The 24,742-nt window shown below is 68.0% G+C and carries 25 protein-coding genes; 15 read left to right on the top strand and 10 right to left on the bottom strand.

Going from position 1 to position 24,742, the window contains the following annotated elements; all coding sequences use genetic code 11:
* Positions 1-54: 54 nt before the first annotated feature.
* Entirely contained in the window at positions 55-3,147 is a 3,093-nt protein-coding gene (locus ASF06_RS04340; protein ID WP_055943741.1) for an alpha-mannosidase, read from the bottom strand.
* Positions 3,148-3,152: 5 nt separating this feature from the next.
* Positions 3,153-4,496 carry an alpha-L-fucosidase gene (locus ASF06_RS04345; protein WP_055943744.1) on the bottom strand — a complete coding sequence of 448 codons (1,344 nt, stop codon included), beginning with the start codon at positions 4,494-4,496 and terminating at the stop codon, positions 3,153-3,155.
* 146 nt (positions 4,497-4,642) lie between these two features.
* On the opposite strand from ASF06_RS04345, the gene ASF06_RS04350 reads away from it, so the two are divergent.
* The 7 genes from ASF06_RS04350 to ASF06_RS04380 all read left to right on the top strand — a co-directional run bounded on the left by ASF06_RS04350 (position 4,643) and on the right by ASF06_RS04380 (position 12,124).
* On the top strand, positions 4,643-5,995 hold the full coding sequence (locus ASF06_RS04350) for an alpha-L-fucosidase (protein WP_055943747.1): 1,353 nt from the start codon (positions 4,643-4,645) through the stop codon (positions 5,993-5,995).
* 170 nt (positions 5,996-6,165) lie between these two features.
* Positions 6,166-7,416 (top strand): ABC transporter substrate-binding protein, encoded by a 1,251-nt coding sequence (locus tag ASF06_RS04355; RefSeq protein WP_235500887.1) that lies wholly within the window; start codon positions 6,166-6,168, stop codon positions 7,414-7,416.
* A gap of 4 nt (positions 7,417-7,420) precedes the next feature.
* Positions 7,421-8,389, top strand: coding sequence for a carbohydrate ABC transporter permease (locus ASF06_RS04360; protein WP_055943754.1), 969 nt, complete (start codon positions 7,421-7,423; stop codon positions 8,387-8,389).
* Positions 8,379-9,263 carry a carbohydrate ABC transporter permease gene (locus ASF06_RS04365; RefSeq protein WP_055943757.1) on the top strand — a complete coding sequence of 295 codons (885 nt, stop codon included), beginning with the start codon at positions 8,379-8,381 and terminating at the stop codon, positions 9,261-9,263. Before ASF06_RS04360 ends, ASF06_RS04365 begins: the two co-directional genes overlap by 11 nt.
* Positions 9,263-10,357, top strand: a complete 1,095-nt coding sequence (locus ASF06_RS04370) for a mandelate racemase/muconate lactonizing enzyme family protein (protein WP_055943760.1) — start codon at positions 9,263-9,265, stop codon at positions 10,355-10,357. The genes ASF06_RS04365 and ASF06_RS04370 overlap by 1 nt, the downstream gene beginning before the upstream one ends.
* Before the next feature lie 4 nt (positions 10,358-10,361).
* Positions 10,362-11,369, top strand: coding sequence for an aldo/keto reductase (locus ASF06_RS04375; protein WP_055943763.1), 1,008 nt, complete (start codon positions 10,362-10,364; stop codon positions 11,367-11,369).
* Between the two features lie 23 nt (positions 11,370-11,392).
* Complete coding sequence (locus ASF06_RS04380) at positions 11,393-12,124, top strand: GntR family transcriptional regulator (RefSeq protein ID WP_235500888.1); 732 nt, start codon at positions 11,393-11,395, stop codon at positions 12,122-12,124.
* A gap of 15 nt (positions 12,125-12,139) precedes the next feature.
* Here the strand turns inward: ASF06_RS04380 and ASF06_RS04385 are convergent, their stop codons facing one another.
* From ASF06_RS04385 to ASF06_RS04400, 4 genes are read right to left on the bottom strand one after another with little or no spacing between them, the layout of a single operon-like run.
* Entirely contained in the window at positions 12,140-12,463 is a 324-nt protein-coding gene (locus ASF06_RS04385; RefSeq protein WP_055943769.1) for an L-rhamnose mutarotase, read from the bottom strand.
* A gap of 3 nt (positions 12,464-12,466) precedes the next feature.
* Entirely contained in the window at positions 12,467-13,321 is an 855-nt protein-coding gene (locus ASF06_RS04390; RefSeq protein WP_055943772.1) for an amidohydrolase family protein, read from the bottom strand.
* Positions 13,318-14,088, bottom strand: coding sequence for an SDR family NAD(P)-dependent oxidoreductase (locus tag ASF06_RS04395; protein WP_055943775.1), 771 nt, complete (start codon positions 14,086-14,088; stop codon positions 13,318-13,320). The genes ASF06_RS04390 and ASF06_RS04395 overlap by 4 nt, the downstream gene beginning before the upstream one ends.
* Before the next feature lie 11 nt (positions 14,089-14,099).
* The gene (locus tag ASF06_RS04400) at positions 14,100-14,948 is read right to left on the bottom strand and encodes a fumarylacetoacetate hydrolase family protein (protein ID WP_055943778.1); all 849 of its coding nucleotides are present in this window, start codon (positions 14,946-14,948) and stop codon (positions 14,100-14,102) included.
* 98 nt (positions 14,949-15,046) lie between these two features.
* Here ASF06_RS04400 and ASF06_RS04405 point away from each other — a divergent pair, with 98 nt between their 5' ends.
* Positions 15,047-16,336: an enolase C-terminal domain-like protein gene (locus ASF06_RS04405; RefSeq protein ID WP_055943781.1), complete on the top strand. Its 1,290-nt coding sequence runs from the start codon at positions 15,047-15,049 to the stop codon at positions 16,334-16,336.
* Between the two features lie 4 nt (positions 16,337-16,340).
* The gene (locus ASF06_RS04410; protein WP_055943784.1) at positions 16,341-17,018 is read left to right on the top strand and encodes a FadR/GntR family transcriptional regulator; all 678 of its coding nucleotides are present in this window, start codon (positions 16,341-16,343) and stop codon (positions 17,016-17,018) included.
* Positions 17,019-17,046: 28 nt separating this feature from the next.
* On the opposite strand, the gene ASF06_RS04415 is transcribed toward ASF06_RS04410, so the two are convergent.
* Positions 17,047-17,910: an aminodeoxychorismate lyase gene (locus tag ASF06_RS04415; RefSeq protein WP_055943788.1), complete on the bottom strand. Its 864-nt coding sequence runs from the start codon at positions 17,908-17,910 to the stop codon at positions 17,047-17,049.
* Between the two features lie 49 nt (positions 17,911-17,959).
* Between ASF06_RS04415 and ASF06_RS04420 the strand changes: the two genes are divergently transcribed.
* A complete protein-coding gene (locus tag ASF06_RS04420) occupies positions 17,960-18,385 on the top strand; it encodes a YbjQ family protein (RefSeq protein WP_055932481.1) in 426 nt (141 codons plus the stop codon).
* Between the two features lie 36 nt (positions 18,386-18,421).
* Positions 18,422-19,243, top strand: a complete 822-nt coding sequence (gene nadE / locus ASF06_RS04425; protein WP_055943790.1) for an ammonia-dependent NAD(+) synthetase — start codon at positions 18,422-18,424, stop codon at positions 19,241-19,243.
* Between the two features lie 36 nt (positions 19,244-19,279).
* Here the strand turns inward: nadE and ASF06_RS04430 are convergent, their stop codons facing one another.
* Positions 19,280-19,642, bottom strand: a complete 363-nt coding sequence (locus ASF06_RS04430) for an ArsR/SmtB family transcription factor (protein WP_442853922.1) — start codon at positions 19,640-19,642, stop codon at positions 19,280-19,282.
* An 88-nt stretch (positions 19,643-19,730) separates the two neighbouring features.
* On the opposite strand from ASF06_RS04430, the gene ASF06_RS04435 reads away from it, so the two are divergent.
* The gene (locus tag ASF06_RS04435) at positions 19,731-21,059 is read left to right on the top strand and encodes an NAD(P)-binding domain-containing protein (RefSeq protein WP_055943793.1); all 1,329 of its coding nucleotides are present in this window, start codon (positions 19,731-19,733) and stop codon (positions 21,057-21,059) included.
* On the opposite strand, the gene ASF06_RS04440 is transcribed toward ASF06_RS04435, so the two are convergent.
* Together ASF06_RS04440 and ASF06_RS04445 are read right to left on the bottom strand one after the other, a co-directional pair.
* The gene (locus tag ASF06_RS04440) at positions 21,056-21,451 is read right to left on the bottom strand and encodes an arsenate-mycothiol transferase ArsC (RefSeq protein WP_055943796.1); all 396 of its coding nucleotides are present in this window, start codon (positions 21,449-21,451) and stop codon (positions 21,056-21,058) included. The genes ASF06_RS04435 and ASF06_RS04440 overlap by 4 nt on opposite strands.
* A gap of 13 nt (positions 21,452-21,464) precedes the next feature.
* Positions 21,465-22,139, bottom strand: coding sequence for an arsenate reductase/protein-tyrosine-phosphatase family protein (locus ASF06_RS04445; RefSeq protein ID WP_055943799.1), 675 nt, complete (start codon positions 22,137-22,139; stop codon positions 21,465-21,467).
* A gap of 123 nt (positions 22,140-22,262) precedes the next feature.
* Here ASF06_RS04445 and ASF06_RS04450 point away from each other — a divergent pair, with 123 nt between their 5' ends.
* The 3 genes from ASF06_RS04450 (at position 22,263) to ASF06_RS04460 (ending at position 24,729) form a co-directional block, all read left to right on the top strand.
* Positions 22,263-23,660: an FAD-dependent oxidoreductase gene (locus ASF06_RS04450; protein ID WP_055943803.1), complete on the top strand. Its 1,398-nt coding sequence runs from the start codon at positions 22,263-22,265 to the stop codon at positions 23,658-23,660.
* Between the two features lie 142 nt (positions 23,661-23,802).
* Positions 23,803-24,318: a septum formation family protein gene (locus ASF06_RS04455; protein ID WP_055943806.1), complete on the top strand. Its 516-nt coding sequence runs from the start codon at positions 23,803-23,805 to the stop codon at positions 24,316-24,318.
* A 30-nt stretch (positions 24,319-24,348) separates the two neighbouring features.
* A complete protein-coding gene (locus ASF06_RS04460) occupies positions 24,349-24,729 on the top strand; it encodes a hypothetical protein (protein WP_055943809.1) in 381 nt (126 codons plus the stop codon).
* Positions 24,730-24,742 lie beyond the last annotated feature (13 nt).

The following is a 24,742-nucleotide window of genomic DNA, read 5'->3' on the forward strand; positions in this document are numbered from 1 at the left end:
CTCGCCCACTCCCCCGGGGGTATCTTCACCGACCCGGGAATAGGGGTTGGCGCCCTACCGCACGAAGCGCAGCGTCGCGATCTCGAACGCACGAAGCGTCACGATGTCGCCCGAGAGAACGGGGTCGCGCTGCAGTCCGAGCTGCCCCATCGGCCGCTCCAGCAGATCGACCTCGCGAAGCTCTGACACGTCGAAGCTCGCCGTCACCCGGGCCACGGATGTCTGACCGAGCGACTCGTAGAGCCGCACGATCACATCGCCCGACCCGTCCTCTGCGAGCTTCACCGCCTCGACGACGACGCCCGACATCCCGTCGCCCGACACACCGTCACCCACCACGGCCACGAGCGGTTCCACCGGCATCCCGACGCCCTCGCGAAGCGGAATGTTGAGCTCGTACCCGACCCGCACGGCGTCTCCGACGCTCGCCGAGGGAACGATCGCCGTGTGGAACTCGTGCACCCCGTGGTCGGTATCGGGATCGGGGTAGGTCGGCGCGCGCAGCAGCGAGACCCGCACGATCGTGTTCATGCCGCCTCCCTGGCGGGCGACCCGTCGAACCTCGTGCCCGTAGCTCGAGTCGTTCGCGATGGCGACTCCCTCGCCCTCGCCCACATGCACCCAGCGGTGCGCGCAGACCTCGAAGCGCGCGGCATCCCACGACGTGTTCTCGTGGATCGGCCGCGACAGGTGCCCGAACTGCGTCTCGAACCGGGCGCGCTCGGCGTGCACGTCGACGGGGTAGCTGAGCTTGAGCAGCTTCTCGGTCTCGTGCCAGTCGACCCGGGTAGCGCAGTGCACGGTCGACGATGTGTGGTCGAGCGTGATGCGCTGTTCGATGGTCGACGCGCCGAAGCCGCGCCGCACCAGTACTCCCCCGGGCACCAGCTCGATGCCGTCGACGTCGACCAGGTCCGTGACCGCATTGCGGTAGTAGCCGTCGATGTCCCACGCGTCCCACATCACGGGCTTGTCGTCGTGCAGCTGCAGCAGGTTCGCCCGCTGCCCGGGCGCCACGGCCTCGCGCCCGTCGGCGTCGGTCACGATCGACACGATCGTTCCCGCGCCGTCGAGGCGCACGGTCACGGCGTCGTTCGACAGCACGAATCCGTCACCGTCGGGCGAGACACGAACGGCGTCAGCGGATGCGACGGGTCGCGCGATCGCGCCCGCCCCGCCCGCGGGCACCCCGTCGACCGCGTGCGGCCTCGCGTTGAAGACCAGCCGTGCGGCATCCGGAGCCCGGCCCGCGCCCGAGCCCGGCGCAGCACCCGCCAGCGCCTCCTGCGCCGCCCCGATGAGCCGTTCGAGCGTCTCCCGCACCAGCGCGTACCTCTCGCGCGCCTCTCGGTGCACCCAGGCGATCGACGATCCGGGCAGGATGTCGTGGAACTGCTGGAGCAGCACCAGCCGCCACGCCTCGGCGAGCTCTGAGACGGGATAGTCGGCGACGCCGCGCACGGCGGCGGTCGTGGCCCACAGCTCGGCCTCGCGCAGCAGATGCTCGCTGCGTCGGTTGCCGGCCTTCATCTCGGACTGGCTCGTGTAGGTGCCGCGGTGCAGCTCGAGGTAGAGCTCGCCGAACCACTGCGGGGCCGGATCGTATTCCGCCCGGGCGGCATCGAAGAACTCCTCGGGCGACTCGATGGCCACGCGCGGCAGCCCCTCGATGTCCGCGGCGCGCTCGGCCCTGTCGAGCATCTCCCGCACGGGCCCGCCACCGCCGTCTCCGAATCCGAACGGAATCAGCGACCGCGACGCGCGGGCCTTGTCGGCGAAGTTGCGAGCCGTGTGCGCCAGCTCGGCGGGAGTGAGGTCGCCGTTGTAGGTGTCGGCGGCCGGAAAGTGGGTGAAGACCGTCGTGCCGTCGATGCCCACCCAGTCGAAGGTGTGGTGCGGAAAGGTGTTGACCTGGTTCCACGAGATCTTCTGGGTCAGAAAGTAGTCGAACCCCGCAAGCCGCACGATCTGCGGCAGCGCGGCCGAGTAGCCGAAGCTGTCGGGCAGCCACACCACGCGACTGTCGATGCCGAGCTCGTCGTGAAAGAAGCGGGATCCGGCAACGAACTGTCTCACCATGGCCTCGCCGCCCACCATGTTCGTGTCCGACTCGACCCACATTCCGCCCACCGGAATGAACCGACCCTCGCGCACCCTCTCGAGCACGCGAGCATAGAGTTCGGGCCGATCGTCGCGCAGCCAGACCCACTGCTGGGCGCTCGACATCACGAACTTCAACTCGGGGCGATCGTCCATGAGCTGGAGCACGTTCGCCGCCGTGCGGGCCACCTTGCGCACCGTCTCGCGCGTCGGCCACAGCCAGGCCGAGTCGATGTGCGCGTGGCCGATCGCGCTCACCCGGTGGGCGGATGCGACGGCCGGCGCATCCAGAACCGGTCGCAGCGCCGCGCGCGCGGCCGGGGCGCTGCCGGGCACGTCGGCCGGATCGACGAGGTCGAGCGCACGGTCGACGGCCTCGAGGATGCGCCAGCGCCGCGCATCCTGGGCGCCGAGCGTGGCGGCCAGCGCCCCGAGAAACTCGAGATCGGCGACGAGCGCGGTCACCTCCTCGTCGACGGCCACGATGTCGGCGCGGTTCACGCGATAGCGGGGCCGGATGCCGGCGGTCGCCTTCTCTCCGAGCGGCGTGGGGGTGAAGGGCCGGTCGTGCCGGTCGAAGACCTGCGGATTGGCGGCGGCCTCTATGTAGAGGTCGATGTCTGCTCCCTCGGCGCTCTCCGCGACGATCGGAATCCACTGGTTCTTGGGGTTGAGGCCCTTCACCGCGCGCCCGTCGGGCGTGTAGACGAGGCCCTCCGCCTGGAAGCCCGACGAGTCGCCGTGCCAGCCGAGGTCGACGAGCAGCTCGATGCGGCGACCGGCCGCGCCCGAGGGAACGCGCCCCCGCACCCGGAACCACGTGGTTCCCCAGGCGGGGCCCCACGCGTCGCCCACCTCGAACGGCTCGTAGAGCGCCGCGGTCTCGTCTGAGAGGGCGACGGCCGGCTCGACCGGCTCTCCCTGGCCGCCGTCGACGTGCCAGGCGGTCAGCTGCAGTTCGGCGAGAACGATGCTGGCGTGGGGTCGGATGCGATCGCGCAGGAACCGCTCGAGCCGACCCTCGATGATGTGGTTGGTGTCGTGCATCCGAGTCAGACGATGTCGAAGGTCAGCTGAACGGGCCCGGCGATCGTGGCGGCCGGCAGGCTCGCGACGATTCCGCCGTTGCCCTCCGAGACGGAGACGGGCTCGCCGTTCGCCGTGCGCGCGCTCGAGGCGATGAGCCGCGACGCGTCGAGCTGCAACAGCACCGTGGGCTCGGTCGTCTCGACGAAGGCGTGGGCAGTGTCTCCGGTGCGGGTCCAGCGCACCCAGGGTTCGTCGGAGGCCGTCGCGATGGAGGGATCGAGCGGACGGGAGCCGAAGATCGACGATCCGTTCACCTCGTTCCACGCACCGATCTGCTCGAGCGTGCGTCGCTGCAGCTCGGGCACGAGCCCCTCGCCCGTGAGGCCGATGTTGAGCAGAAGGTTGCCGCCGCGCGACACCACGTCGACGAAGTGATGGATGGCAGCGGCCCCGTCGAGCGAGTTGCTCTCGTCTTCGAGGCGGTTGTAGCCGAAGGAGTAGCCGATGCCGCGGCAGTTCTCCCAGGTGGCCTCGGCCTCGACGCCCAGCCCCTGCTCGTACTCGCTCGTGCGGAAGTCCCAGTGGGTCTCGCCCCAGCGGTCGTTCACGACCCCGTCGGGAGCGGCGGCATAGAACTGCTCGAACATCGTGATGAGGCTCTTCGCACCAGGCGTCTTGCCGGCATCCGGCCACTCGATGTCGCCCCACAGCACATCGGGGGTGTACTTCGCGATCAGATCGCTCACGTGGTCGAAGGCGTAGTCGGCGTAGGCCTGGTCGACCGGTCGGGGCATGTCGTCGCGCACGATCGGCGGGTTCTTGCCGAAGAACCAGTCGAGGCCGCCCGAGTAGTAGACGCCGAAGCGCAGGCCCGCGTCGACCGTCGCCCGCTGGAACTCGGCGACGAGGTCGCGCTTCGGGCCGCGACGCACGGTGTTGCGGTCGCCCGTTCCCGGCGCATCCCACAGCGTGACGCCGTCGTGGTGCTTGGTGGTGGGCACGAAGTAGCGCGCGCCCGTGCTCGCCACGAGGGCGAGCACCGCATCGGCGTCGAACTTCTCGGCCGTCCACATGTCGATGAAGTCGTCGTAGGGAGCGCCCCCGTAGGTCTCGAGCTGGTGCTGCTGCGCCGGACTGCCCTCGATGCGGATGGTGTTGTAGTACCACTCGGCATACGGGTTGTGCCGGAACCAGTGCTCTTTCTCGATGGTTCCGAGGGCGCCGATGGGCTCGGCCCAGGCGGGAACCGAGAACGGCCCCCAGTGCACGAAGATGCCGAGCTTCGCGTCGGAATACCACTGCGGTGTCGGGGTGACGAACTTCTCGTAGTCCGCCGGGCGGGTCGCTCCGTCTGTGAACATGGCCATGGGCTTCGTATGCCTCTCTGCATCGTGGGCTGGGTGCCGGTCGAACATCATTCGTCGCGCGCACCCTTGCAGAGCGACGATGATCGCTCTTATCCTATAGGAAATAGCCACTGACTCACAGGGCCGACTCAAGGGAGAGTTCATCCATGGCGCATCTGCCAGACAGCTTCATCAGACCCGACGATTTCACACTGCCGGGCGGGGAATGGTTCATCGGAGCCGGCTTCGGACTCTTCGTGCACTGGGATCACGCCAGCCAGCAGGGCATCGAGATCTCGTGGCCCCTCGTCGGCCGCTCCATCATTCCCGGCGTCGCCCAGGCGGAAGACCCGGTCACGGTCGACGAATACCAATCGAGTGCGGCGACGTTCAACCCCGTCGAATGGAACGCGACAGAACTCGCCCGCCTCGCCAGGCGCGCCGGCGCCCAGTACGTGGTCTTCACCGCGCGCCATCACGCCGGCTACTCGATGTTCCACACCGAGCACTCCGACTTCGGAGTCCAGAACTCGCCGTTCGGACGCGACGTCACGAAGGAGTTCGTCGAGGCGATCCGCGCCGAGGGCATCCGGGTCGGCATCTACTACAGCCTTCCCGACTGGAATCACCCCGACTACCCGGCCTTCCAGCCCTCGGACCTGCCCTACGCCGAAGAGCACTGGCCCGCCGCCGGCCTGCCCGAGAACGCCGACAAGCCCATCGCCGCAGACCGGCACCGCCGCTCGAGCCCCGAGCAGTGGGCGAGGTTCCAGCAGTACCTGCGCGGCCAGCTCACCGAACTGCTCAGCAACTACGGCACCATCGATCTGCTCTGGTTCGACGGCGAGTGGGAGCGCAACGAAGACGAGTGGAACAGCGCCGGGCTCCGCGAGCTCATCAAGAGCCTGCAGCCCGACGTCGTGATCAACGAGCGCCTCCTCGGCCAGGGCGACTACAAGACCCCCGAGCAGGCCTTCCCGATCGAGGCGCCGACGGGCCCGTGGGAGCTGTGCCTGACCATCGGCGACAACTGGGCCTACAGGCCGGATGACACGGCCGACAAGTCCCCCCGATCGCTGGTGACCACACTCGTCGAGGTGACGAGCCGCGGCGGCAATCTGCTGCTGAACATCGGGCCCAAGGGCGACGGCAGCCTCAACCCGGTGCAGATCGAGCGGCTGCAAGACATCGGCTCCTGGATGGAGCGGCACGCGGAGAGCGTGATCGACGTGCAGCCGACCGCGGGAGTGGACTTCTATGGCCCGAGCACGGCGCGGCCCGGCACGCTCTATCTCCACCTCGTGATGACACCCGTCGAGGAGGTGGTGGTTCGCGGGCTGCCGGTTCGGCGCATCAGCGGCATCCGGCTTCTCGAGACAGGCGAGGCGCTCGATCACTCGGTCAGCTTCGAGGTGCACGAGCAGGTCTCGCACGACTCCGAGCCCAGCGGCGAGATCCGCATTCCCGCACCCCGGGCATCCGGCGCTCTCATCGACGTCATCGCCGTCGACTTTCGCTGACAGACCTTGACGCCGGTTCGGCGCCGACCTATAGTCCGAATATCCCTATATCAAAGACCCTATAGGATTTAGCTCCCGATCGGTCCCGACAATGACCGTCGCCCGATCGGCCGCGAACGGGGTCTCGCGTAGGCAATCACATGATGAATCCAATGAAGGAGGCACACACAGTGACACGCAACAATCGCCGCAGACGGGCCGCAACGCTCGGAACAGCCGTTCTCATGGCCGGAGCCATGACCGCCCTCGCCGGGTGCTCGAGCGGAGGATCGGCCGCGGCCGACGGAACCCTCTCGATGTACACCTGGGTCAGCAGCCAGAGCGACCGCGACCAGTGGGAGTCGTTCGTCTCGCTCGCCCAGAAAGAGGACCCCGACCTCAAGATCACGATCGACGGGCCGAACTTCAACGACTACTGGACCAAGGTGAAGACACGCCTCTCCGGCAGCAACCCGCCCTGCATCCTCACGACACAGGCGGCCCGGGCACAGGAGCTCGAAGGACTGCTGCTGCCGCTCGACGATCTGATCAAGTCGAACGACGTCGACACCTCGGACTACGACGCGTCGATGCTCGACGGTATGACGGTCGACGGCACGATCCGCGCCATCCCCTACGACGCAGAGCCGATCGTGCTGTTCTACAACGTCGACGCGTTCACCGCCGCAGGCCTCACCCCGCCGGGCGCCACGTACACCCGTGACCAGTTCATCAGCGACGCCAAGGCGCTCACCAGCGGTGACAAGAAGGGTCTGGCCATCGCGCCCGGCATCTCCATCCCCACCGCCTGGGCTACGGCCGACGGCTACAGCGGGGTGGATGAGGACGGCACGCTCGACCTCACCAACTCCGACTTCGTCGACGAGATCCAGAGCTTCTTCGACCTCGTGTCGGTCGACCAGGTGGCCAACGCCCCCGAGGCAGCCGACTCCTCCGACGTCTCGCAGGCCGCGTTCACCAGCGGCGACGCGGCCATGCTGCTCGAGGGCCCGTGGATGTACGGAACCTTCGACGAGGCCGCGGACTTCACGATGGGCGTGACCATCGTTCCGAGCACATCCGGCGAGGCGCACGGCATGACGCAGGGCTCCGGCTTCGGCATCGCCAAGAACTGCTCCGACCCCGACGCGGCATTCAAGGCGATCCTCGCCATGACGACCACCCCCGTGCTCGAGGCGCAGGCGCAGTCCCGCGGCATCGTCCCCTCCCGCCCCGAGGCGGTTCCGGCCTGGGCGGAGGGCAAGTCGCCCGAAGCCGCCGCGGCCGTGAACGCGCTGCTCGAGAACGCGAGCGCCTACATCACGACCCCCACCTGGAACCAGGTGGAGACGCTGATGAGCCAGTACGGCGTCGAGGGCTACCGCGGTGAGAAGACGGCAGACGAGATCATGGACACCATCCAGAACTCGGTGGGCGAGTAGCCGCATGGCCATCTCCACCAGCCCGGGTGTCATCGCCTCTTCGGAGGCGGTGGCACCCGCCGCCGACCAGCCGGCCGTGCGCATCCCCACCCCGGCCGGCAAGAAGAAGAAGGGCGACGGACTCGTAGCCCTCGCGTACCTGGCACCCGGGTTCACCGGATTCGTGTTCTTCATCGTGGTTCCGCTCATCGGCTCGCTCGTCATCAGTCTCTTCGAGTGGCCGCTCTTCGGCTCCCCCACCTTCATCGGCTTCGCCAACTACGAGAAGCTCTTCGGCGACCCGACCTTCTATACGGTGCTGCTGAACACCGTCATCTTCGCGTTCGTCTACACCGCGGTGAACCTGGCCCTGGCGCTCGGCGTCTCGCTCTGGCTCACGACCAAGCTCAAGTTCTCCGGCTTCTGGCGGGTCATCTTCTTTCTGCCGGCCATCACCCCCATGGTCGCCAACGCCCTCATCTGGCGCCTGATGCTCTCGCAGGACGGGCTGCTCAACTCGCTGCTGGGCACGTTCGGCATCGAGGGCGCCTCGTGGCTGTCCGACTCGCGCTTCGCCCTGCTCGCCGTCATCACGATGTCGGTCTGGCAGTCGTTCGGCTACAACGTGATCGTGCTCTCGGCCGGGCTCGGCGGCATCCCGAAGGAGATTCTCGAGGCCTCGCGCGTCGACGGCACGAGCGCGTGGAACCGCCTGCGCTTCATCATCCTTCCGATGATCTCGCCGTCGCTCTTCTTCACGATGACGATGACCATGATCGGCGCATTCCAGGTGTTCGTGCAGCCCCAGATCCTCACCCAGGGCGGCCCCGGCGAATCGACCAACACGTTCGTGCTCTACCTGTATCGCAACGGCTTCGTGTTCGACAAGCTCGGCTACGCCTCCGCGCTCGCCTGGATCCTGTTCATCGTCGTGATGCTCATCACCGCCCTGCAGTTCGCGGGCCAGAAGAAGTGGGTCAACTATGACAAGTGACACCGTGACCCGTCCCCGCAGGGCCAAGACCCGGATGCGTCCGGCCCAGCGCCGAACGGCCGTCAAGACGTGGGCGAACACGGCCGCCATCGCCGTCGTCGCGCTGGTCTTCACCTTCCCGTTCATCTGGATGTTCTTCACCGCGCTCAAGCCGGAGGACGAGGTCTTCTCGAGCAGCCCCACGTTCGTCGGATCGGAGGTGCGCTGGCAGAACTTCAGCGACGCCTGGACCCTCGTTCCGTTCGGCCGCTTCATCTTCAACGGCTTCTTCGTCTCGATCCTCGGCGCGCTGCTGTCGATCATCGTGGCCGTGTTGTCGGCCTACGCGTTCTCGCGACTGCGCTTCAAGTTCCGCGACCGTCTCTTCCTGCTCTACGTGCTCACGCTCGTGCTGCCCCAGGAGGTGCTGGTCGTTCCGCTGTTCATCATGATGAACAAGCTCGGACTCGTCGACACCTACGCCGCCCTCATCGTGCCGTTTGCGTTCACCGCCTTCGGCACGTTCCTCATGCGGCAGTTCTTCCTCACGATCCCCCTCGAGTACGAGGAGGCGGCCCTGATCGACGGCGCCTCGCGGTTCCGCACCCTGTGGTCGGTGCTGCTCCCCCAGCTCACGGCGCCGCTGTCGGTGCTGGCCGTGTTCTCATTCATCGGCTACTACAACTCCTACTTGTGGCCGCTCATCGTGATCAACAGCCAGGACCTGGCCACGGTGCCCCTCGGCCTCTCGATGTTCACGGGCGAACGCGGCACCCAGTGGAGCCTGATGATGGCGGCCGCGACCCTCGCGGTCATCCCGTCGCTCATCATCGTGGCGCTACTGCAGCGGCAGCTCATCAAGGGCGTCGCCCTCGGCGGATTCGGGGGCCGCTGATGGGTGCCCACACGATCGTGGATGCCGATGCCTGGCTCTGCGACATCGCCGTCGAGACCGTGCGCACAGACGCCATGCAGTCGTTCCTCAAGCAGGAGACCATCTTCGTGCGCATCCGCACCTCGGCCGGGATCGAGGGGATCGGCTACAGCTATACGATCGGCACCGGCGGACCGGCGGTCCTCAGCCTGCTGCGTACGAGCCTGCTGCAGGTTCTCGTGGGCATGGACGCGACGCGCACCGAGGAGATCTACACGGCCCTCTTCAACTCGACCCGCGCCACCACGGTGGGCCCGATCACGGCGCTCGCCCTGGCGGCCGTCGACACAGCCGTTTGGGATGCCCGGAGCAAGGCCGCCGGCCTGCCCCTGTGGATCGAGGCAGGCGGCTCGAGCCCGTCGGTTCCCGTGTACGACACGGAGGGCGGATGGCTGCACTTCACGACCGACGAGCTCGTGAGCCAGGCGGTCGAGTCGCAGAGACGCGGCATGAACGGCGTCAAGATCAAGGTCGGCAGGCCCCGAGCCCATGAGGATGCCGAGCGCCTCTCCGCGGTGCGCGACGCGGTCGGCCCGGGCATGGACATCATGATCGACGCCAACCAGTCGATGACTGCGGCCGAGGCCATCCGGCGGGCGCGGCTGTTCGAGCCCCTCGACATCTTCTGGTTCGAGGAGCCGCTGCCCGCCGAAGATGTGCAGGGCCATCTCGCCCTGGCGCGCTCCACGAGCATCCCGGTCGCCGTGGGCGAGAGCATGTACTCGATCGGCCACTTCCGCGAGTACCTCCAGGCCGGTGCCGCCTCCATCGTTCAGGTCGACGTCGCTCGAATCGGCGGCATCACGCCCTGGCTGAAGGTGGCGCACCTGGCCGAGGCATTCAATGTGAAGGTCGCCCCGCACTTCCTCATGGAACTGCACGTGTCGTTGACGTGCGCGATTCCCAACGCGCTCTACCTCGAGCACATCCCCCAGCTACGAGCGGTCACCCATCAGGAGCTCTCGATCGTCGACGGGCGCGCTCAGGCGCCAGGAGAACCCGGCATCGGCATCGACTGGAACCTCGACGCCCTCGACACAGTGAAAGTACGGTGAACCGGTGAACGAGACGACGCTCACCCCCGGAACGGCTACGCGCCCGTTCGGCCGCGGCGGCCTGCGCGTTGGGCCGGTGGGCTTCGGCGCCGCAGGGCTCGGCAACCTCTATGCCGCCGTCCCCGACGACGTGTGGCCCGGATGCGTTCCCGCGGCCTGGGAGTCGGGCATCCGGTATTTCGACGTGGCGCCGCACTACGGTCTGGGACTAGCAGAGCAGCGCCTGGGCGAGTCGCTTGCCGGCCTGCCCCGCGACGAGTACGTGCTGTCGACGAAGGTGGGCCGAATCATCGTGCCGCGCGAGAACCCCGAGGGCGCGAACGACATGGCGAACCTGTTCGATGTGCCGGCCGACCGGGAGCGCGTCGTCGACTACTCCCGCGACGGCGTTCTTCGCTCGGTGGAGGGCAGCCTCGAACGGCTGGGGGTCGACCGCATCGACGTGCTGTTCGTGCACGATCCCGACGCGCACTACCGCGAGGCGCTCGACGGCGCCTTCCCCGCACTCGACGAGCTGAGGTCGCAGGGCGTCATCCGCTCGTACGGCGCCGGAATGAACCAGTCGGCGATGCTGACGCGTTTCGTCGAGAACACCGACCTCGACATCGTGATGCTGGCCGGACGCTTCAGCCTGCTCGATCAGAGCGGGCTCGCCGACCTCCTGCCCGCTGCGCTCGCCCGCGGGGTCTCCATCGCCGCGGCCGGGGTCTTCAACTCCGGCATCCTCGCGACCGATCGCCCGACGCCTGGCGCGCACTACGACTACGCCGCGGCATCCGGCGATCTCGTCGCGAAGGTCGACGCCATCGCCGACATCGTCGAGGCGCACGGCTTCACGGTTCCCGAGCTGGCGGCCCAGTTCCCCCTGCGACATCCGGCGGTCTCGACGGTCGTGCTGGGCGCCCGCGATGCGCGGCAGACCGAGCGCAACGCAGGCCTCCTCGCGCGGGCCATTCCAGACGAGATCTGGTCGGAGCTGGCCGAGGCGGGCCTCATCTCCCGTCCATCGTGAGACAACGCAATAACATGGGCCACATGAGCATGAGCGCCGACGACGGGTCGAGGTTTCTTCCCGCGCGCCGTGCGCTCGCCGACGATGTCTACGACGCCGTGCTCGAGCTGCTCATGGACCAGGTGATCGAACCCGGGTCGCGAGCGAGCATCGACGGCATCGCCCGCCAGCTGAATGTGTCGCCCACGCCGGTGCGCGAGGCCCTGGCCCGCCTCGAGTCGGAGGGGCTCGTTCTCAAGCAGGCACTCAAGGGCTACACGGCCGCACCGTTGCTCGACGACGACGGACTTCGCCAGCTGTTCGAGATGCGCAGGCTGCTCGAGCCCACGGCCACTCGTCTCGCCGTGGAGCGGCTCACCCCCGAGGCCCTGGCCGAGCTCGAGCGCCTGGCGATCGAGATGCACCGCAGCGGCGAGGCGTCGCAGTCGGGCGACGACCGCTTTCAGGACTACAAAGACTTCATGAACCAGGATGCGCAGTTCCACAAGCTCATCGCCGAGCACTCGGGAAATGCGCTGCTCTCCGACGCCATCGTGCGGTTGCGTTCCCACATGCACCACTACCGCCTGTTCTTCAAGCACGGGGTCGCCGACGAGACGTCGGGTGAGCACGAGGCTGTTCTCGAGGCGCTGCGCAGCGGAGACGCCGCTGCGGCCGAGAGTGCGATGATCGAGCACATCTCGCACTCGTATGTGCGCATCGCCTCGGCTATCGGCGCCAGCGGCCCGGGCGCCCCACAGACGTCGGATGTCTGACCCGGATCCTCATCGCTAGTCCTGTTCGCTGAGCCTCCACACCCGCGGCACGATCATGCCGGTGTAACCCGGGCCTACTGTTTCGAAGTGGTCGACGAACGGCCCGATCATGTCCTGCCAGCGGGCGTTCGCCGGGTCCGAGTCGAGGGCCGTCAGGGCGGCCGCGAAGTCGTCGCAGTCGACCACGTGGAAGAGGTCACGGCCGCTGCGCCAGATCGTCCAGTCATGGATTCCGACGCGCGCGAAGCTCTCGACCAGATCGGCGGGAACCGTCGCGTGGGTGCTGTCGTAGTCGTCTTCGAGGCCTTCGCGAACGAGAGAGTGCAGGGCGACGCGCATGGGTCAGTCCTTTCGGGGTGCGGAGAGGGGGTTATAGACAGCGGCGGCCGTGCGGCCGAAGATGTCGTCGCGCTCGCTTTGGGAGAGCCCCGACGTCAGGTGGTGGGCAGCATCCGTCCAGCTCGCCAGCCCGCCGGTCACCTGCGTGAGCGGCCAGTCGCTGCCGAACATCAGGCGACTCGGCCCGAACACCTCGAGGGCGAGCTCGACGGGTTCGCGCAGCTCGTCGATCGACCACGACGACCAGTCGGCCTCGATCACCAGCCCCGAGAGCTTCGTGTGGACGTTGGGCGAGGACGCGACCCCCCTCAGGCCCGCGGCCCAGTCGGCGAGGTCGCCGCCGGCGATCGGCGGCTTGCCGAGGTGATCGAGAACGAAGGCGACCGCCGGATGCTCGGCCACGACCGCCGCCGCGTCGGCCAGTTGGTCGGGCCGCACCACGAGGTCGAACACGAGTCCCGCCTCGGCCAGCGCCTCGAGGCCCGTGCCCACGTCGGTGCGGCGCAGCCAGTGGTCGTCGGGATCCTGGTGGGCCAGGTGCCGGATTCCCACGAGGTGGTCGCCCCCGGGAGCCTGGCGCACGCGCTCCAGCTGGGATGCCACGTCGGCTGTCAGGTCGATCCAGCCGACGACGCCGCGAACGCCTGGGTCGGCAGCAAGCGCCAGCAGGTCGATGGTCTCCGAAGCGCTGTTCGCCGACTGCACGAGGATCGTGCCGTCAATACCCGCCTCGCGCTGTGCCTCATGCAGGTCGTCGAGCCAGAAGTCGCGGTCGATCGGCGCCATGGAGGCGCCGTCGATCCACGGCTGCGGCGTGCGCTCCTTCCGCCAGAGGTGCGCGTGGGAGTCGAGGATCACGAGTCGGCTCGTGGCTCGGCGGGGCGCAGGCGCAGCTCCTGCATTCCTCCGTCGACCGCGATGCTCGTGCCGGTGGTCGAGCGGCTGCGCGGGCTGGCGAGGTAGCAGACGGCGTCGGCGATCTCGGATGGCGCGACCAGGCGGCCGTGCGGCTGACGCGCCTCGAGGGCCGCGCGTTCGGCTGCGGGATCGTCGGCTCGCTCGAGTAGGCGTCCCACCCAGGGCGTGTCGGCCGTGCCCGGGATGACGCAGTTCACGCGCACGCCCTCGCGCAGGTGATCGGCCGCCATCGCCCGCGTGAGCGAGAGCACGGCGCCCTTCGACGCGCTGTAGAGAGCGCGCTGCGGAAGTCCGGCCGTGGCCACGATCGAGCAGGTGTTCACGATGGCGGCGGCCGACGACCGCCGCAGGTGCGGGAGGGCAGCTCGGCTCACGCGGGCGAGGCCGACCACGTTCACGTCGAGCACACGGGTCCACTCATCGTCGGGGTTGTCCTCCACGGTTCCCTGGGCTCCGATGCCGGCGTTGTTGATCACGATGTCGAGCGATCCGTATTCGGCGACCACGGCATCCACCGCGCTGCGCACCGAGGCGTCGTCGCCGACGTCGGCCGCCACGGCGAAGGCGTCGGGATGCGCGCCGTCGATCCGCAGATCGAGCACGGCCACCCGGGCGCCGCGCTCGATGAGTTCGGTCACGACGGCGGCGCCGATTCCCGACGCCCCGCCCGTGACGACGGCCACGAGTCCGTCGAATTCCTGTGCCATGGCTTCTCCTCCTATGCCTGGCCGAAGAGCTGGCGCTGGCGGCCGAGCCCCTCGATCTCGATCTCGACGACGTCGCCCTCGACGATGTAGGGGAATCGGCCCGAGAGCGCGACTCCCTCCGGCGTTCCCGTGAGGATCACGTCGCCGGGGTCGAGCGCGAGGTACTGGCTGAGGTGCCACACGATGTGATTCACGTCGAAGATGAGGTCGGCGGTCGACGAGTCCTGACGCGGTTCGCCGTTCACCCAGCTGCGCAGGCGCAGATCGCCCGGGTCGACCTCGTCGGCCGTGACAAGCCAGGGGCCGAGGGGCGTGAAGCCCGGCGCCGACTTGCCCTTGCTCCATTGGCCGCCGGACTCGGCGAGCTGGAAGTCGCGCTCCGACAGGTCGTTCGCGGTCAGATAGCCCGCGATGTGCCGCGCGGCGTCGGCGGGCGAGTCGAGGTAGAGGGCGCGCTCGCCGATCACGACGCCGAGTTCGACCTCCCAATCGGTCTTCACGCTGCGCTTCGGAATGTCGACCTCGTCGAAGGGCCCGCCCACCGTGTTGGTGGTCTTGAGGAACAGGATCGGGATCTCCGGCGGTGCCGAGCCCGACTCGGCGGCGTGCGCCGCGTAGTTCATGCCGATGCACAGGATCGCCCCCGGCCTGGCGATGGGCGCACCGACTCGCAGCTCGGCCGCCCCCTCGAGCTCGGGCAGCTCTCCGGCGTCGCGCGCCGCAGCGATGCGGTCGAACACCGTGGATGCGAGGTGTGCGCCGTCGAGATCGGTCACGACGCCGCGCAGGTCGAGATGGCGGTCTCCATCGATCAGTACGGGGATCTCGTGGCCCACCGGGCCCAGTCTGGCGAATTTCATCGATGCTTCCTCTTCGAAGTGGTCGTGACGGACGCCGTGTTTGACAGTACAGACATCCTATGTTTAGGCTCGGCACCACCGTAGCCCGAAGGAGCGCAATGAGCAAGATCACCGAGTTCCGCCTCAGCGATGTGCGATTTCCCACGTCGCTGTCGCTCGACGGCTCCGACGCGATGAACCCCGACCCCGACTATTCGGCCGCCTACCTGGTGATCGCCACCGACGCATCCGATGGCCACGAGGGTCATGGCTTCGTCTTCACCATCGGCCGGGGCAACGACGTCGAGGTCGAGGCGATCCGCTCGCTCGAGCCCTACTTCGTGGGCCGCGAGGTCGAACCGCTGCTCGCCGACATGGGCGGCACGTGGCGAGAACTCGTCTACGACTCGCAGCTGCGCTGGCTCGGGCCGGAGAAGGGCGTGATGCACATGGCCATCGGCGCCGCCGTGAACGCGCTGTGGGATCTGCGGGCCAAGCGCGAAGGACTGCCCCTCTGGCAGCTTCTCTCGCGTCTGACCCCCGACGAGATCGTCGACCTGGTCGACTTCCGCTACCTCTCCGACGCCCTCACCCGTGACGACGCGCTGCAGATCCTGCGTGCCGCGCAGGACGGTCGGGAGGGGCGCGAGGCGTCGCTGATCGAGCACGGCTATCCCGCCTACACGACCACGCCGGGGTGGCTCGGCTATTCCGACGAGAAGCTGGCGCGGCTGTGCTCCGAGGCGGTCTCCGACGGCTTCACCCAGATCAAGCTGAAGGTCGGCGCAGACCGGGCCGACGACATCCGGCGCCTGGGAATCGCCCGCGACACGGTCGGGCCCGATGTGCGCATCGCCGTCGACGCGAACCAGCGCTGGGACCGCGACGAGGCGATCGAGTGGATCTCGCTGCTCGCGCCCTTCGACCTCGCTTGGGTCGAGGAGCCCACGAATCCCGACGACGTGCTGGCGCACGCCGCCATCTCACGTGCGATCGCCCCCACCCCGGTTGCCACGGGCGAACACGGCGCCAACCGGGTGATGTTCAAGCAGTTCCTGCAGGCGGATGCGCTGCAGATCCTCCAGATCGACGCGACCCGCGTGGCGGGCGTCAACGAGAACATCGCGATCCTGCTGCTCGCGGCCAAGTTCGGCGTGCCGGTCTGCCCGCACGCCGGCGGCGTCGGCCTGTGCGAACTGGTGCAGCACCTCGCGATGTTCGATTCGATCGCGATCTCGGGCACAACAGAGGGGCGTCTCATCGAATTCGTCGATCACCTGCACGAGCACTTCGTCGAGCCCGTCACTCTTCGCAACGGGCGATACCGTGCACCGCAGCAGCCGGGGTCGGGCGCGCAGATGCTCGACGAGACTGTCGAACGGTTCCTTTTTTCTCCCCGGCTAGGCTGACCCGGTGGCAGTGACGGATGACGCGATCTCGACGATCAAGGCGATGATCGTCTCGGGCGAGCTGAAGCCCGGGCAGCGGCTCCCGCCGGAGAAGGAGCTGAGCGAGACGCTCGGCCTGTCTCGCAATTCACTGCGCGAGGCGGTGAAGTCGCTTGAGATCATCCGGGTGCTGGATGTCCGCCGCGGCGACGGCACGTACGTCACGAGCCTCGAGCCCCGGCTTCTCCTCGAGGCGATGGCATTCGTCGTCGACCTGCACCAGGACCAGTCGATCGTCGAGATCTTCGATGTGAGGCGAGTGCTCGAACCGCACGCAGCCGCCCTCGCGGCCACCCGCATCACCGACGAGGAGCTGGTGCGACTGCGCGTGTCGCTCGACGCCGTGTCGCTCACCACCTCGGTGGAGGACCTCGTCACGCACGACCTGGAGTTCCATCGGCTGATCAGCGAGGCCGGAGGCAACGGCTACCTCGCGAGCCTGCTCGACAGCATGTCCGGCGAGACGATCCGGGCCCGCATCTGGCGGGGCATCACGCAGGAGGGCTCCTCTGCACGCACCCTCGCGGAGCACGCCGCCATTCTGCAGGCCCTTCAGAACCACGATCCCGAGATGGCCCGAGCCGCCCTCACGCTGCACATCGGCGGCGTCGAGTCGTGGATCCGGTCCGCGCTCGAGCACTGACCTCGAGCACCGCTCGCCCTGCTCGCGCCTACTCGCGCCGACCCAGCAGGTACGCCGTCATGCGAGCGCTGAGTTCGGCGTCGATCTCCCGCTCGACACCGTCGAGGCTGTTGATCGGAACGGCCTGCCGCACGCTCGACACCAACCAGAGCGCGTCGGCCGAGGCGAGCTCGGCCACGGGAACCACCGCGTACTCCGTCGCCAGGCCGATCGAGTGCGCGAAGTCGAACACGCTCGCCTGCGTCGTTCCGGCCAGGATCCCCTGGTCGGTGCGGGGCGTGACCAGGGTGTCGCCCCGACGCAGGATGACGTTGGCCGTCGGGCCCTCGAGAACGTAGCCGTCGCTCGACGTGAAGATCACGTCGTCGGCATCGCGGCGCTCGGCCTCCCGCAGCGCCGCCCGATTCACGGCGTAGGAGAGGGTCTTGGCGCCCTGGAGCAGCCAGGGCGAGGTCTGAGCGACGTCGTGCCTGAGGCCCCGGTCGAGGGTCACGGCCCGGATGCCCTCGGTGCGGGCCCGCGCGAAGTCGCCCGCCTCAGCTGCATACGCCCACCCCGTCGGAACGCCCGTTCCCTCGATGCCCCGGGTCATGACCGTCTTGACGTAGAGCTCGGCGACGTCGTCGTGCGCCTCGATGGCCGCGAGCACGGCCCTCCTGTAGAGGTCGAGATCGGGCTCGGGCAGGTCGAGCAGGCGCGCCGAGCGTGCGAAGCGGGCGAGATGAGGCTCTAACGCCTGCGCCCGACCGTCGCAGACGCTGATCGTCTCGAAGATGCCATCGCCCCGGGTCACCCCGAGGTCCATGACCGACACGTGAGGAGTGTCGGGATCGGCCCGCACGCATCCGGCTTCGGCAGAGACAAGGAACAGCACGGGGCGCGACGAACTCATACCGAGAAAGGTACCCGCATGACGGCGTCGCCGCCGCTAGCATCGAGCCATGATCGTTGTGACAACCAATGAAATCGCCGGCCACCGCATCGATGCCGTCTTCGGCGAGGTCATGGGCCTCACCGTGAGATCGCGCGACATCGGCGCCCAGTTCACGGCCAGTTTCCGCGCGCTCGGCGGCGGCGAACTGCCCGAGATGACCAAGGCCCTGTACGAGAGCCGGCAGGAGGTCATGCACCGCATGGTCCTCGAGGCCGAGGCAAAGGGCGCGAACGCGATCGTCGCCATGCGGTTCGACACCTCGGAGATGGGCACAAACTGGACCGAGGTCTGCGCCTACGGCACGGCCGTCTATGTCATCCCGTTGGGTCGCGGAGAGGCCGGGGCGACGGGACAGTCGGCGTACATCGTCGAGTCCGCGGCGTCCGCACCGGCACCCGCGCAGGCGGATCAGACTCCTCCCACCCAGCTTTAGGCGCGTCGGGGCGCTGTTCGGCGTAGCTTTGTACTCATGCGCGAAGAACAGGCCCACATCATCGATGCCCTCACCGTTTTGCCGACGATCGACGCTCACGCCGAGATCGAACGCCGCACCTCTTTTCTCGTCGACTACCTGCGCCGCACCGGGGCCAAGGGCCTCGTGCTCGGCATCAGCGGCGGCCAGGACTCGTCGCTCGCGGGTCGGCTCTGCCAGCTGGCCGTCGAGCGCCTCCAGGGCGAGGGTGTGCAGGCGACCTTCATCGCCGTGCGTCTGCCGTACGGCGTTCAGGCCGACGAAGACGACGCCCAGCTCGCGCTGACGTTCATCAAGCCCGAGCGCGTGATCACCTTCGACATCAAGCGCGGGGTCGACGGCATCGCCGCGGAGTTCGTCGACGCTGTCGGGCGGCCCATCTCCGACTTCAACAAGGGCAACGTCAAGGCCCGTGCCCGCATGGTCGCCCAGTACGCCATCGCCGGCGACGAGGGCCTGCTGGTCGTGGGAACCGACCACGCCGCCGAGGCGGTGACGGGCTTCTTCACCAAGTTCGGCGACGGCGGGGCCGACATCCTGCCACTGTCGGGTCTCACCAAGCGGCAGGGCCGCGCGCTGCTCGAAGCCCTGGATGCGCCCGAGCGGCTCTACCTCAAGGCCCCGACAGCGGACCTGCTCGACGACACCCCCGGCCAGACCGACGAGGCGAACCTCGGGCTCACCTACGCCGACATCGACGACTTCCTCGAGGGCAAAGAGGTCGCCGACAGCGTGGCCGACGCGATCATCGCGCGCTACGCCGCGACCGAGCACAAGCGTTCACTCCCGGTCGGCCCCACCGACTCCTGGTGGAGGTAGCGGGCTAGGGAGCTGTGAGGCGCGGAGGGCGGATAGTCACCGTAGCGCTCCGGGCCGGAGCGCTTGTGCGGCCCGGTCGAGAGCGTCGTCAACGACGCGGAAGTAGGCCCAGCGACCGCGTTGTTCACGCACGGCCAGGCTGGCGTCGACGAGCTGCTTCATGTGGTGTGACACGGTCGGTTGCGAGAGCCCGACCGGTTCGGTGAGGTCGCAGATGCACGCTTCGCCGCCTTCGCTTGCCGCGATAAGGGACAGGAGGCGAAGTCGGGTCGGGTCGCCCAGAGCCTTGAACGCGCGAGCCATATTTTCGGCTTCTTCCACACTGAGCACCCCGCCCGTCACGGGGCTGCAGCAGGCAGCGGCGGCATCGGTCGTGAGAAGAGGGAGAGCCATGGTCATGGTCTGATCTTCTCATGTCGTATTGACATCTGTCGATACATCGATCAACCTCGATACATCGAACCTCGTCGATCCATCAGGAGTTGTCATGCAGAAGAATGAGCTGCCCGTCGTCGTGATCGGGGCCGGGCCGCAGGGTCTCGCTGCCGCTGCGCATCTGGTCGATCGCGATCAGCCCGTGGTGGTCTTCGAAGCCGGCGCGAGGGCGGCCGCGGCGGTGTCCGAGTGGGGGCACGTGCGCCTGTTCTCGGAATGGGGAGAGCTTGTCGACGCCGCTGCGGCCCGCCTGCTCGAGCCCACAGCATGGCAGGCGCCGACGATGGGTTACCCCACCGGTGCACAGTGGGTCAGCGGGTATCTGGCACCGCTGGCAGCGGCGCTGGGTGACCGGATCCGGTTCGGCGCCCGCGTCGTCGGCGTGTCCCGTCGCGGTCGCGACCGCCTGGTCGACGCTGGTCGGGCCGAGCAGCCTTTCACCATTCACGTCGAGACACTCGATGGTCGCGAGTACCGAGTGGATGCGCGTGCCGTGATCGACGCGTCCGGCACCTGGTCGAGCCCGAACCCTGCTGGCGCCGACGGCTTGCCTGCTCTCGGGGAGAAGGCGGCCGCTGAGTTGCTCGATTACCGCATCCCGGACTACCGGAAGCGCACGAGATATGAGGGCCGGCACAGCGTCGTTGTGGGCTCTGGACACTCGGCGGTCACCGCGGTGATCGCGCTCGGCCGGATCGCCCGCCGTGACCCGGCGACGAAGGTCACCTGGGTGCTGCGCCGTGGTGCGATCGGGAACACCTTTGGCGGCGGGGAGGCCGACGAGTTGCCCGCCCGAGGACAGCTCGGAGTCACGGCCAAAGAGTTCGTCGACGCGGGTTTGATCGACCTGGTCACCGGCTTCCGCGTCGAGAAGATCACCCGTGACGATGGCCGGGTGGTGCTCACCAGCGAGGACGGTCGCAGTCTTGCCCCGGCCGACCACGTCGCGGTGCTCACCGGGTTCCGACCCGACCTGTCGTTCCTGTCAGAGCTGCGCCTCGAGCTGGATGCAACACTGCAGGCGCCGATCCGTATCGCGGCGGAGATCGACCCCAATCTGCACTCGTGCGGATCGGTCGCGGCGACCGGTGCCCGGGATCTTGCCCAGCCCGAGCCCGACTTCTATCTGGTCGGCGCGAAGTCCTACGGGCGAGCACCGACGTTCCTGGCGATGACCGGGTACGAGCAGGTGCGCTCCGTCGTGGCAGAACTCGCCGGAGACCACGAGGCTGCTGCCAGGGTCGAGCTGCAGCTGCCCGATACCGGGGTATGCGGTGGGGCCGGCTTGTTCGACTCGACGGGCACGGGGATCGGCGGCAGCTGTTGTGCCCTTCCGGAGAAGCAGCTGATCCAGCTCGGCCGCGCTCCGGCGTCTGTCTAGCGGGTCAGCAGCTCCGCTTCGATGCGGGCTGCGACCGCGTCACGCATCGGTCGAACGGCGTCGGCATCCCAGCTTTCGGGGTTCGGGAAAGACCATTCCAGTACCTCTCCGCGGGGTGTCGACGGCAGCGCCAGGCCTGGCTTCATCAGCACCACGATGTCGGCCTCGTCGAGGTCGGCCGCGGTCACCGCGCGGGGCACATTGCTCGAGATATCCACTCCGAGCTCCGCGACCGTCGCGGCCACGGCGGGGTTCACGACATCGGCCGGCGAGAGTCCCGCTGACATGGCCGTGAATCGGTCGCCGGCGAGGTGGCCGAGGAGGGCGGCTCCGAGCTGAGAGCGGCCGGCGTTGTGCTGGCAGATGAACAAGACAGTGGGTGTGGTGCTCATGAGTTCTTTCGGGTCAGGATGCGACCAGGCGGGGTGCGAGGTCGTCGATTCGGTGCTGTAGGTCGTCGAGGGCGGCATCGAACGCGGCATCCGTACCGATCCGAACCGGGTCGGGGATCGACCAATGGGCCCCGTCGCGCACGCCCAGTTCTTCATGCGCGTTGTCGCACACCGTCACCACGAAATCGCCGACCTCGATCACCTCGGTCAGGGCGCGGGGGTGCACGCCGGGCAGAGTCAACTCATGCCGGGCGGCTGCTGCGATCGCACCAGACGCGATCTGGTCGGCGGGATGCGTTCCGGCCGAGTCGGCGGGGATGCTGCTGACCCTGTTCCACAGGGCGACCGCGAGCTGCGAACGGGCCGAGTTGGCGGTGCACACGAACAACACCCGCCGCGCGGAACCCGCGGCGCCCGGCACGAGACCGTCGAGAGCGGTGTCGGTGAGTCGCACATATGAGCGACGCTTGTCGGCCTCGGATCGGTGCCGGGTGAGCATCCCCACCGATTCGAGCACGTTCAGATGATGGGTGACGAGGTTCGAGCGCATGTCCAATGCATCGCTGATCTCCGACGGAGCCAGCTCGCCGACAGTCAGCAGGTCGACAATCCGCAGGCGCGCAGGGTCGCTGAGCGCGGCGTGCTTCGCCGCCCTCAGCTCGATTTCGTCACTTCGCTCAATGTTCATTGTCTCAATATTGACTGAAGTACCTGCGTGCCGTCAAGATGAGGGCGACATAACAAGGCCACGTCACGGCGCACGAAGTCGTCGTTCCCCATCCTGTCGAAGCCCACTGAAAGGCACATCCTCATGCATCTTGTAGCGATCGGCGGAAGCGACGCCGGAATCTCCACCGCGCTCCGCGCCTGCGAACTCGACCCCAGCGTCGACGTCACCGTTGTCGTCGCGGACTCCTATCCGAACTTCTCCATTTGCGGGATCCCGTATTACTTCTCCCGGGAGGTGAAACCGTGGCAGTCGCTCGCCCACCGCACCCACGCCGATCTCGAAGCGACCGGAATGCGGCTCCGGCTCGATACCCTAGCCACGAGCATCGACGTCGCCGGCAAGCACCTCACCGTGCGGGATGCGACCGGGCAGGAATCGACGATCGCCTACGACGCGCTCATGGTCGGCACCGGAGCATCCCCCTCGACCGCCGGCATCTCCGGCGTCGGTCCTGACGGACTCGGCCCGGACGACGGCGTGCACGTGCTGCACTCGATGGGCCACACATTCGCACTCGAGCGCTACCTCGACGAACACCAGCCCGAAACCGCCATCATCGTCGGAGCCGGCTACGTCGGCCTCGAGATGGCCGAGGCCCTCACCCTCCGCGGCCTCACGGTGACCCAACTGCAGCGCGGCCCCGAAGTGCTCTCCACCCTCGACCCCGAGCTGGGCTCTCTCGTGCACGACGAACTCACCCGCCACGGCGTCGATGTCGTCACAAACGCCCGCGTCGAAGCCATCACTCGAAGCGACGGGCGCCTCACCGTGACCGGCTCCGAAAACGGTCTGGGCTACGCCCGCACTGCAGACGTCGTGTTGTTGGTCGTTGGTGTGCGCCCGAACACGAGCCTGCTCACCGACGCCGGCGCATCCACCGGCCCCGGCGGCGCGGTCGTCGTCGACCATCACATGAGGACGGGCCTGCCCCACGTGTGGGCTGCCGGAGATGGCGTGGTCACGCACCACCGCCTTCTCGGCATCACGTACCTCCCGCTCGGCACCACCGCACACAAGCAGGGCCGAGTCGCCGGAGAGAATGCGATCGGCGGCGATGCCCGGTTCGCTGGCAGTCTCGGTACTCAGGTGGTGAAGGTCTTCGACCTCGTCGCCGCCCGCACCGGCCTGCGCGACCACGAAGCCATTGCTGCCGACTTCACACCCTTCAGCGGCACCGCGATCGCGGACGACCACAAGGCGTACTACCCTGGCGCGAAACCCCTGAGCATCCGCATCACCGGCGACACGAACAACGGGCTCCTGCTCGGAGCGCAACTCGTCGGAGCCCGCGGCGCAGAAATCGCCAAGCGCGTCGACACCTACGCCACCGCCCTGCACCACGGCATGACCGTCGAGGCGATGAGTGACCTCGATCTCTCCTACACGCCCCCGCTCGGCTCCCCCTGGGACGCCGTGCAAGTCGCCACCCAGGCCTGGACTCGCGACCGGATTCGCGCGGACCTGACCATCGACGAATAGCGGAAGCTACTCAGTCACAGACTTTCGTTGCTCAGATCCTGCCGCTGGGCTGCTCACGTCTGACCACGCGCCCACGGGCCAGGCCGGAGGGATGCCACGATGAGGATTCGACCCCGTCATCTACGAAAGGCTCCGCCAGCTCATGCCCACGATCGCCCAGCGCACCTTCACGCCACTCGCCGCCTTATCCCTGATGATCGGGCTCTTCGCCCTCACGGGCTGCAGCGTCATCGACTCGGTCACACCGAAAGACGAGGCCGTGCGCGACGACGAGACCAGCGAGGTCACCGAGGCCGGGCAGGCCGACGTGTTCACGGTCGCGGTGGGCGACTGCTTCAACGACGTGAGCAGTGAGGAGATCAGCGAGGTTCCCGTCGTTCCCTGCGACCAGCCGCACGACTTCGAGGCGTACAGCGCATTCGACCTCGCAGGCGATGATTTTCCGGGAGACGATGCGGTGACCCAGCAGGCCGGCGACGGCTGCACCCCCGCCTTCGCCGAGTTCAACGGCGTCGGCTACGACGACTCGACCCTGTACTTGGGCTACCTGCTGCCCACCGAGGACAGCTGGACCGAGCAGGGCGACCGCGAGGTGCTCTGCTACATCTATGAGGAGAACGTGAAGACCACGGGAACCCTCCAGGGCGCCGCGCGCTAGCCCTGACGCACCTGCCGCTAGGGTCGGTGCATGGCATCCAGTTACGACTTCTTCATCTCCGGCGACCACAACGCGGCGAAGACCCTCATCGGCGACGCGCTGACGGCCGAGGGGTTCACCATCTCGATGAACACCGACGGCGGCTTCCACGCCGTTCGCGGCAGCACCGCCGCCACGGTTCTCTGGGGAGGCCTCGCGGGCAAGAAGCTGCACATGGCATTCGACACCCAGTTCTTCGTCGACAATCAGGGGCAGCTCGTCGCCCGCCTCGTTCGCGATCTGGGCACGAGCGCACTCAAGGGCGGCGCGCTCGGAGCATCGAAGACCGCGACCGCATTCGAGGCGACCTCGCACGCGGTCGGCACGGCGCTGACCAACGCCGGGGTCCTCACGTCGAGCATCGCCAACTAGAGCCGGCTCAGAC

This window comes from Agreia sp. Leaf244 (genome assembly GCF_001422695.1).
GTDB lineage: Bacteria > Actinomycetota > Actinomycetes > Actinomycetales > Microbacteriaceae > Agreia.

Bases quoted from the DNA above. Each gene is read 5' to 3' on its own strand.
- ASF06_RS04360 (WP_055943754.1), top strand. From the start codon at position 7,421: ATGGCCATCTCCACCAGCCCGGGTGTCATCGCCTCTTCGGAGGCGGTG.
- ASF06_RS04380 (WP_235500888.1), top strand. From the start codon at position 11,393: ATGAGCATGAGCGCCGACGACGGGTCGAGGTTTCTTCCCGCGCGCCGT.
- ASF06_RS04400 (WP_055943778.1), bottom strand. From the start codon at position 14,948: ATGAAATTCGCCAGACTGGGCCCGGTGGGCCACGAGATCCCCGTACTG.
- ASF06_RS04340 (WP_055943741.1), bottom strand. From the start codon at position 3,147: ATGCACGACACCAACCACATCATCGAGGGTCGGCTCGAGCGGTTCCTG.
- ASF06_RS04445 (WP_055943799.1), bottom strand. From the start codon at position 22,139: ATGAACATTGAGCGAAGTGACGAAATCGAGCTGAGGGCGGCGAAGCAC.
- ASF06_RS04415 (WP_055943788.1), bottom strand. From the start codon at position 17,910: ATGAGTTCGTCGCGCCCCGTGCTGTTCCTTGTCTCTGCCGAAGCCGGA.
- ASF06_RS04345 (WP_055943744.1), bottom strand. From the start codon at position 4,496: ATGGCCATGTTCACAGACGGAGCGACCCGCCCGGCGGACTACGAGAAG.
- ASF06_RS04435 (WP_055943793.1), top strand. From the start codon at position 19,731: ATGCAGAAGAATGAGCTGCCCGTCGTCGTGATCGGGGCCGGGCCGCAG.
- ASF06_RS04460 (WP_055943809.1), top strand. From the start codon at position 24,349: ATGGCATCCAGTTACGACTTCTTCATCTCCGGCGACCACAACGCGGCG.
- ASF06_RS04395 (WP_055943775.1), bottom strand. From the start codon at position 14,088: ATGGCACAGGAATTCGACGGACTCGTGGCCGTCGTCACGGGCGGGGCG.
- ASF06_RS04455 (WP_055943806.1), top strand. From the start codon at position 23,803: ATGCCCACGATCGCCCAGCGCACCTTCACGCCACTCGCCGCCTTATCC.
- ASF06_RS04440 (WP_055943796.1), bottom strand. From the start codon at position 21,451: ATGAGCACCACACCCACTGTCTTGTTCATCTGCCAGCACAACGCCGGC.
- ASF06_RS04420 (WP_055932481.1), top strand. From the start codon at position 17,960: ATGATCGTTGTGACAACCAATGAAATCGCCGGCCACCGCATCGATGCC.
- ASF06_RS04350 (WP_055943747.1), top strand. From the start codon at position 4,643: ATGGCGCATCTGCCAGACAGCTTCATCAGACCCGACGATTTCACACTG.
- ASF06_RS04385 (WP_055943769.1), bottom strand. From the start codon at position 12,463: ATGCGCGTCGCCCTGCACTCTCTCGTTCGCGAAGGCCTCGAAGACGAC.
- ASF06_RS04450 (WP_055943803.1), top strand. From the start codon at position 22,263: ATGCATCTTGTAGCGATCGGCGGAAGCGACGCCGGAATCTCCACCGCG.
- ASF06_RS04365 (WP_055943757.1), top strand. From the start codon at position 8,379: ATGACAAGTGACACCGTGACCCGTCCCCGCAGGGCCAAGACCCGGATG.
- ASF06_RS04370 (WP_055943760.1), top strand. From the start codon at position 9,263: ATGGGTGCCCACACGATCGTGGATGCCGATGCCTGGCTCTGCGACATC.
- ASF06_RS04405 (WP_055943781.1), top strand. From the start codon at position 15,047: ATGAGCAAGATCACCGAGTTCCGCCTCAGCGATGTGCGATTTCCCACG.
- nadE (WP_055943790.1), top strand. From the start codon at position 18,422: ATGCGCGAAGAACAGGCCCACATCATCGATGCCCTCACCGTTTTGCCG.
- ASF06_RS04430 (WP_442853922.1), bottom strand. From the start codon at position 19,642: ATGACCATGGCTCTCCCTCTTCTCACGACCGATGCCGCCGCTGCCTGC.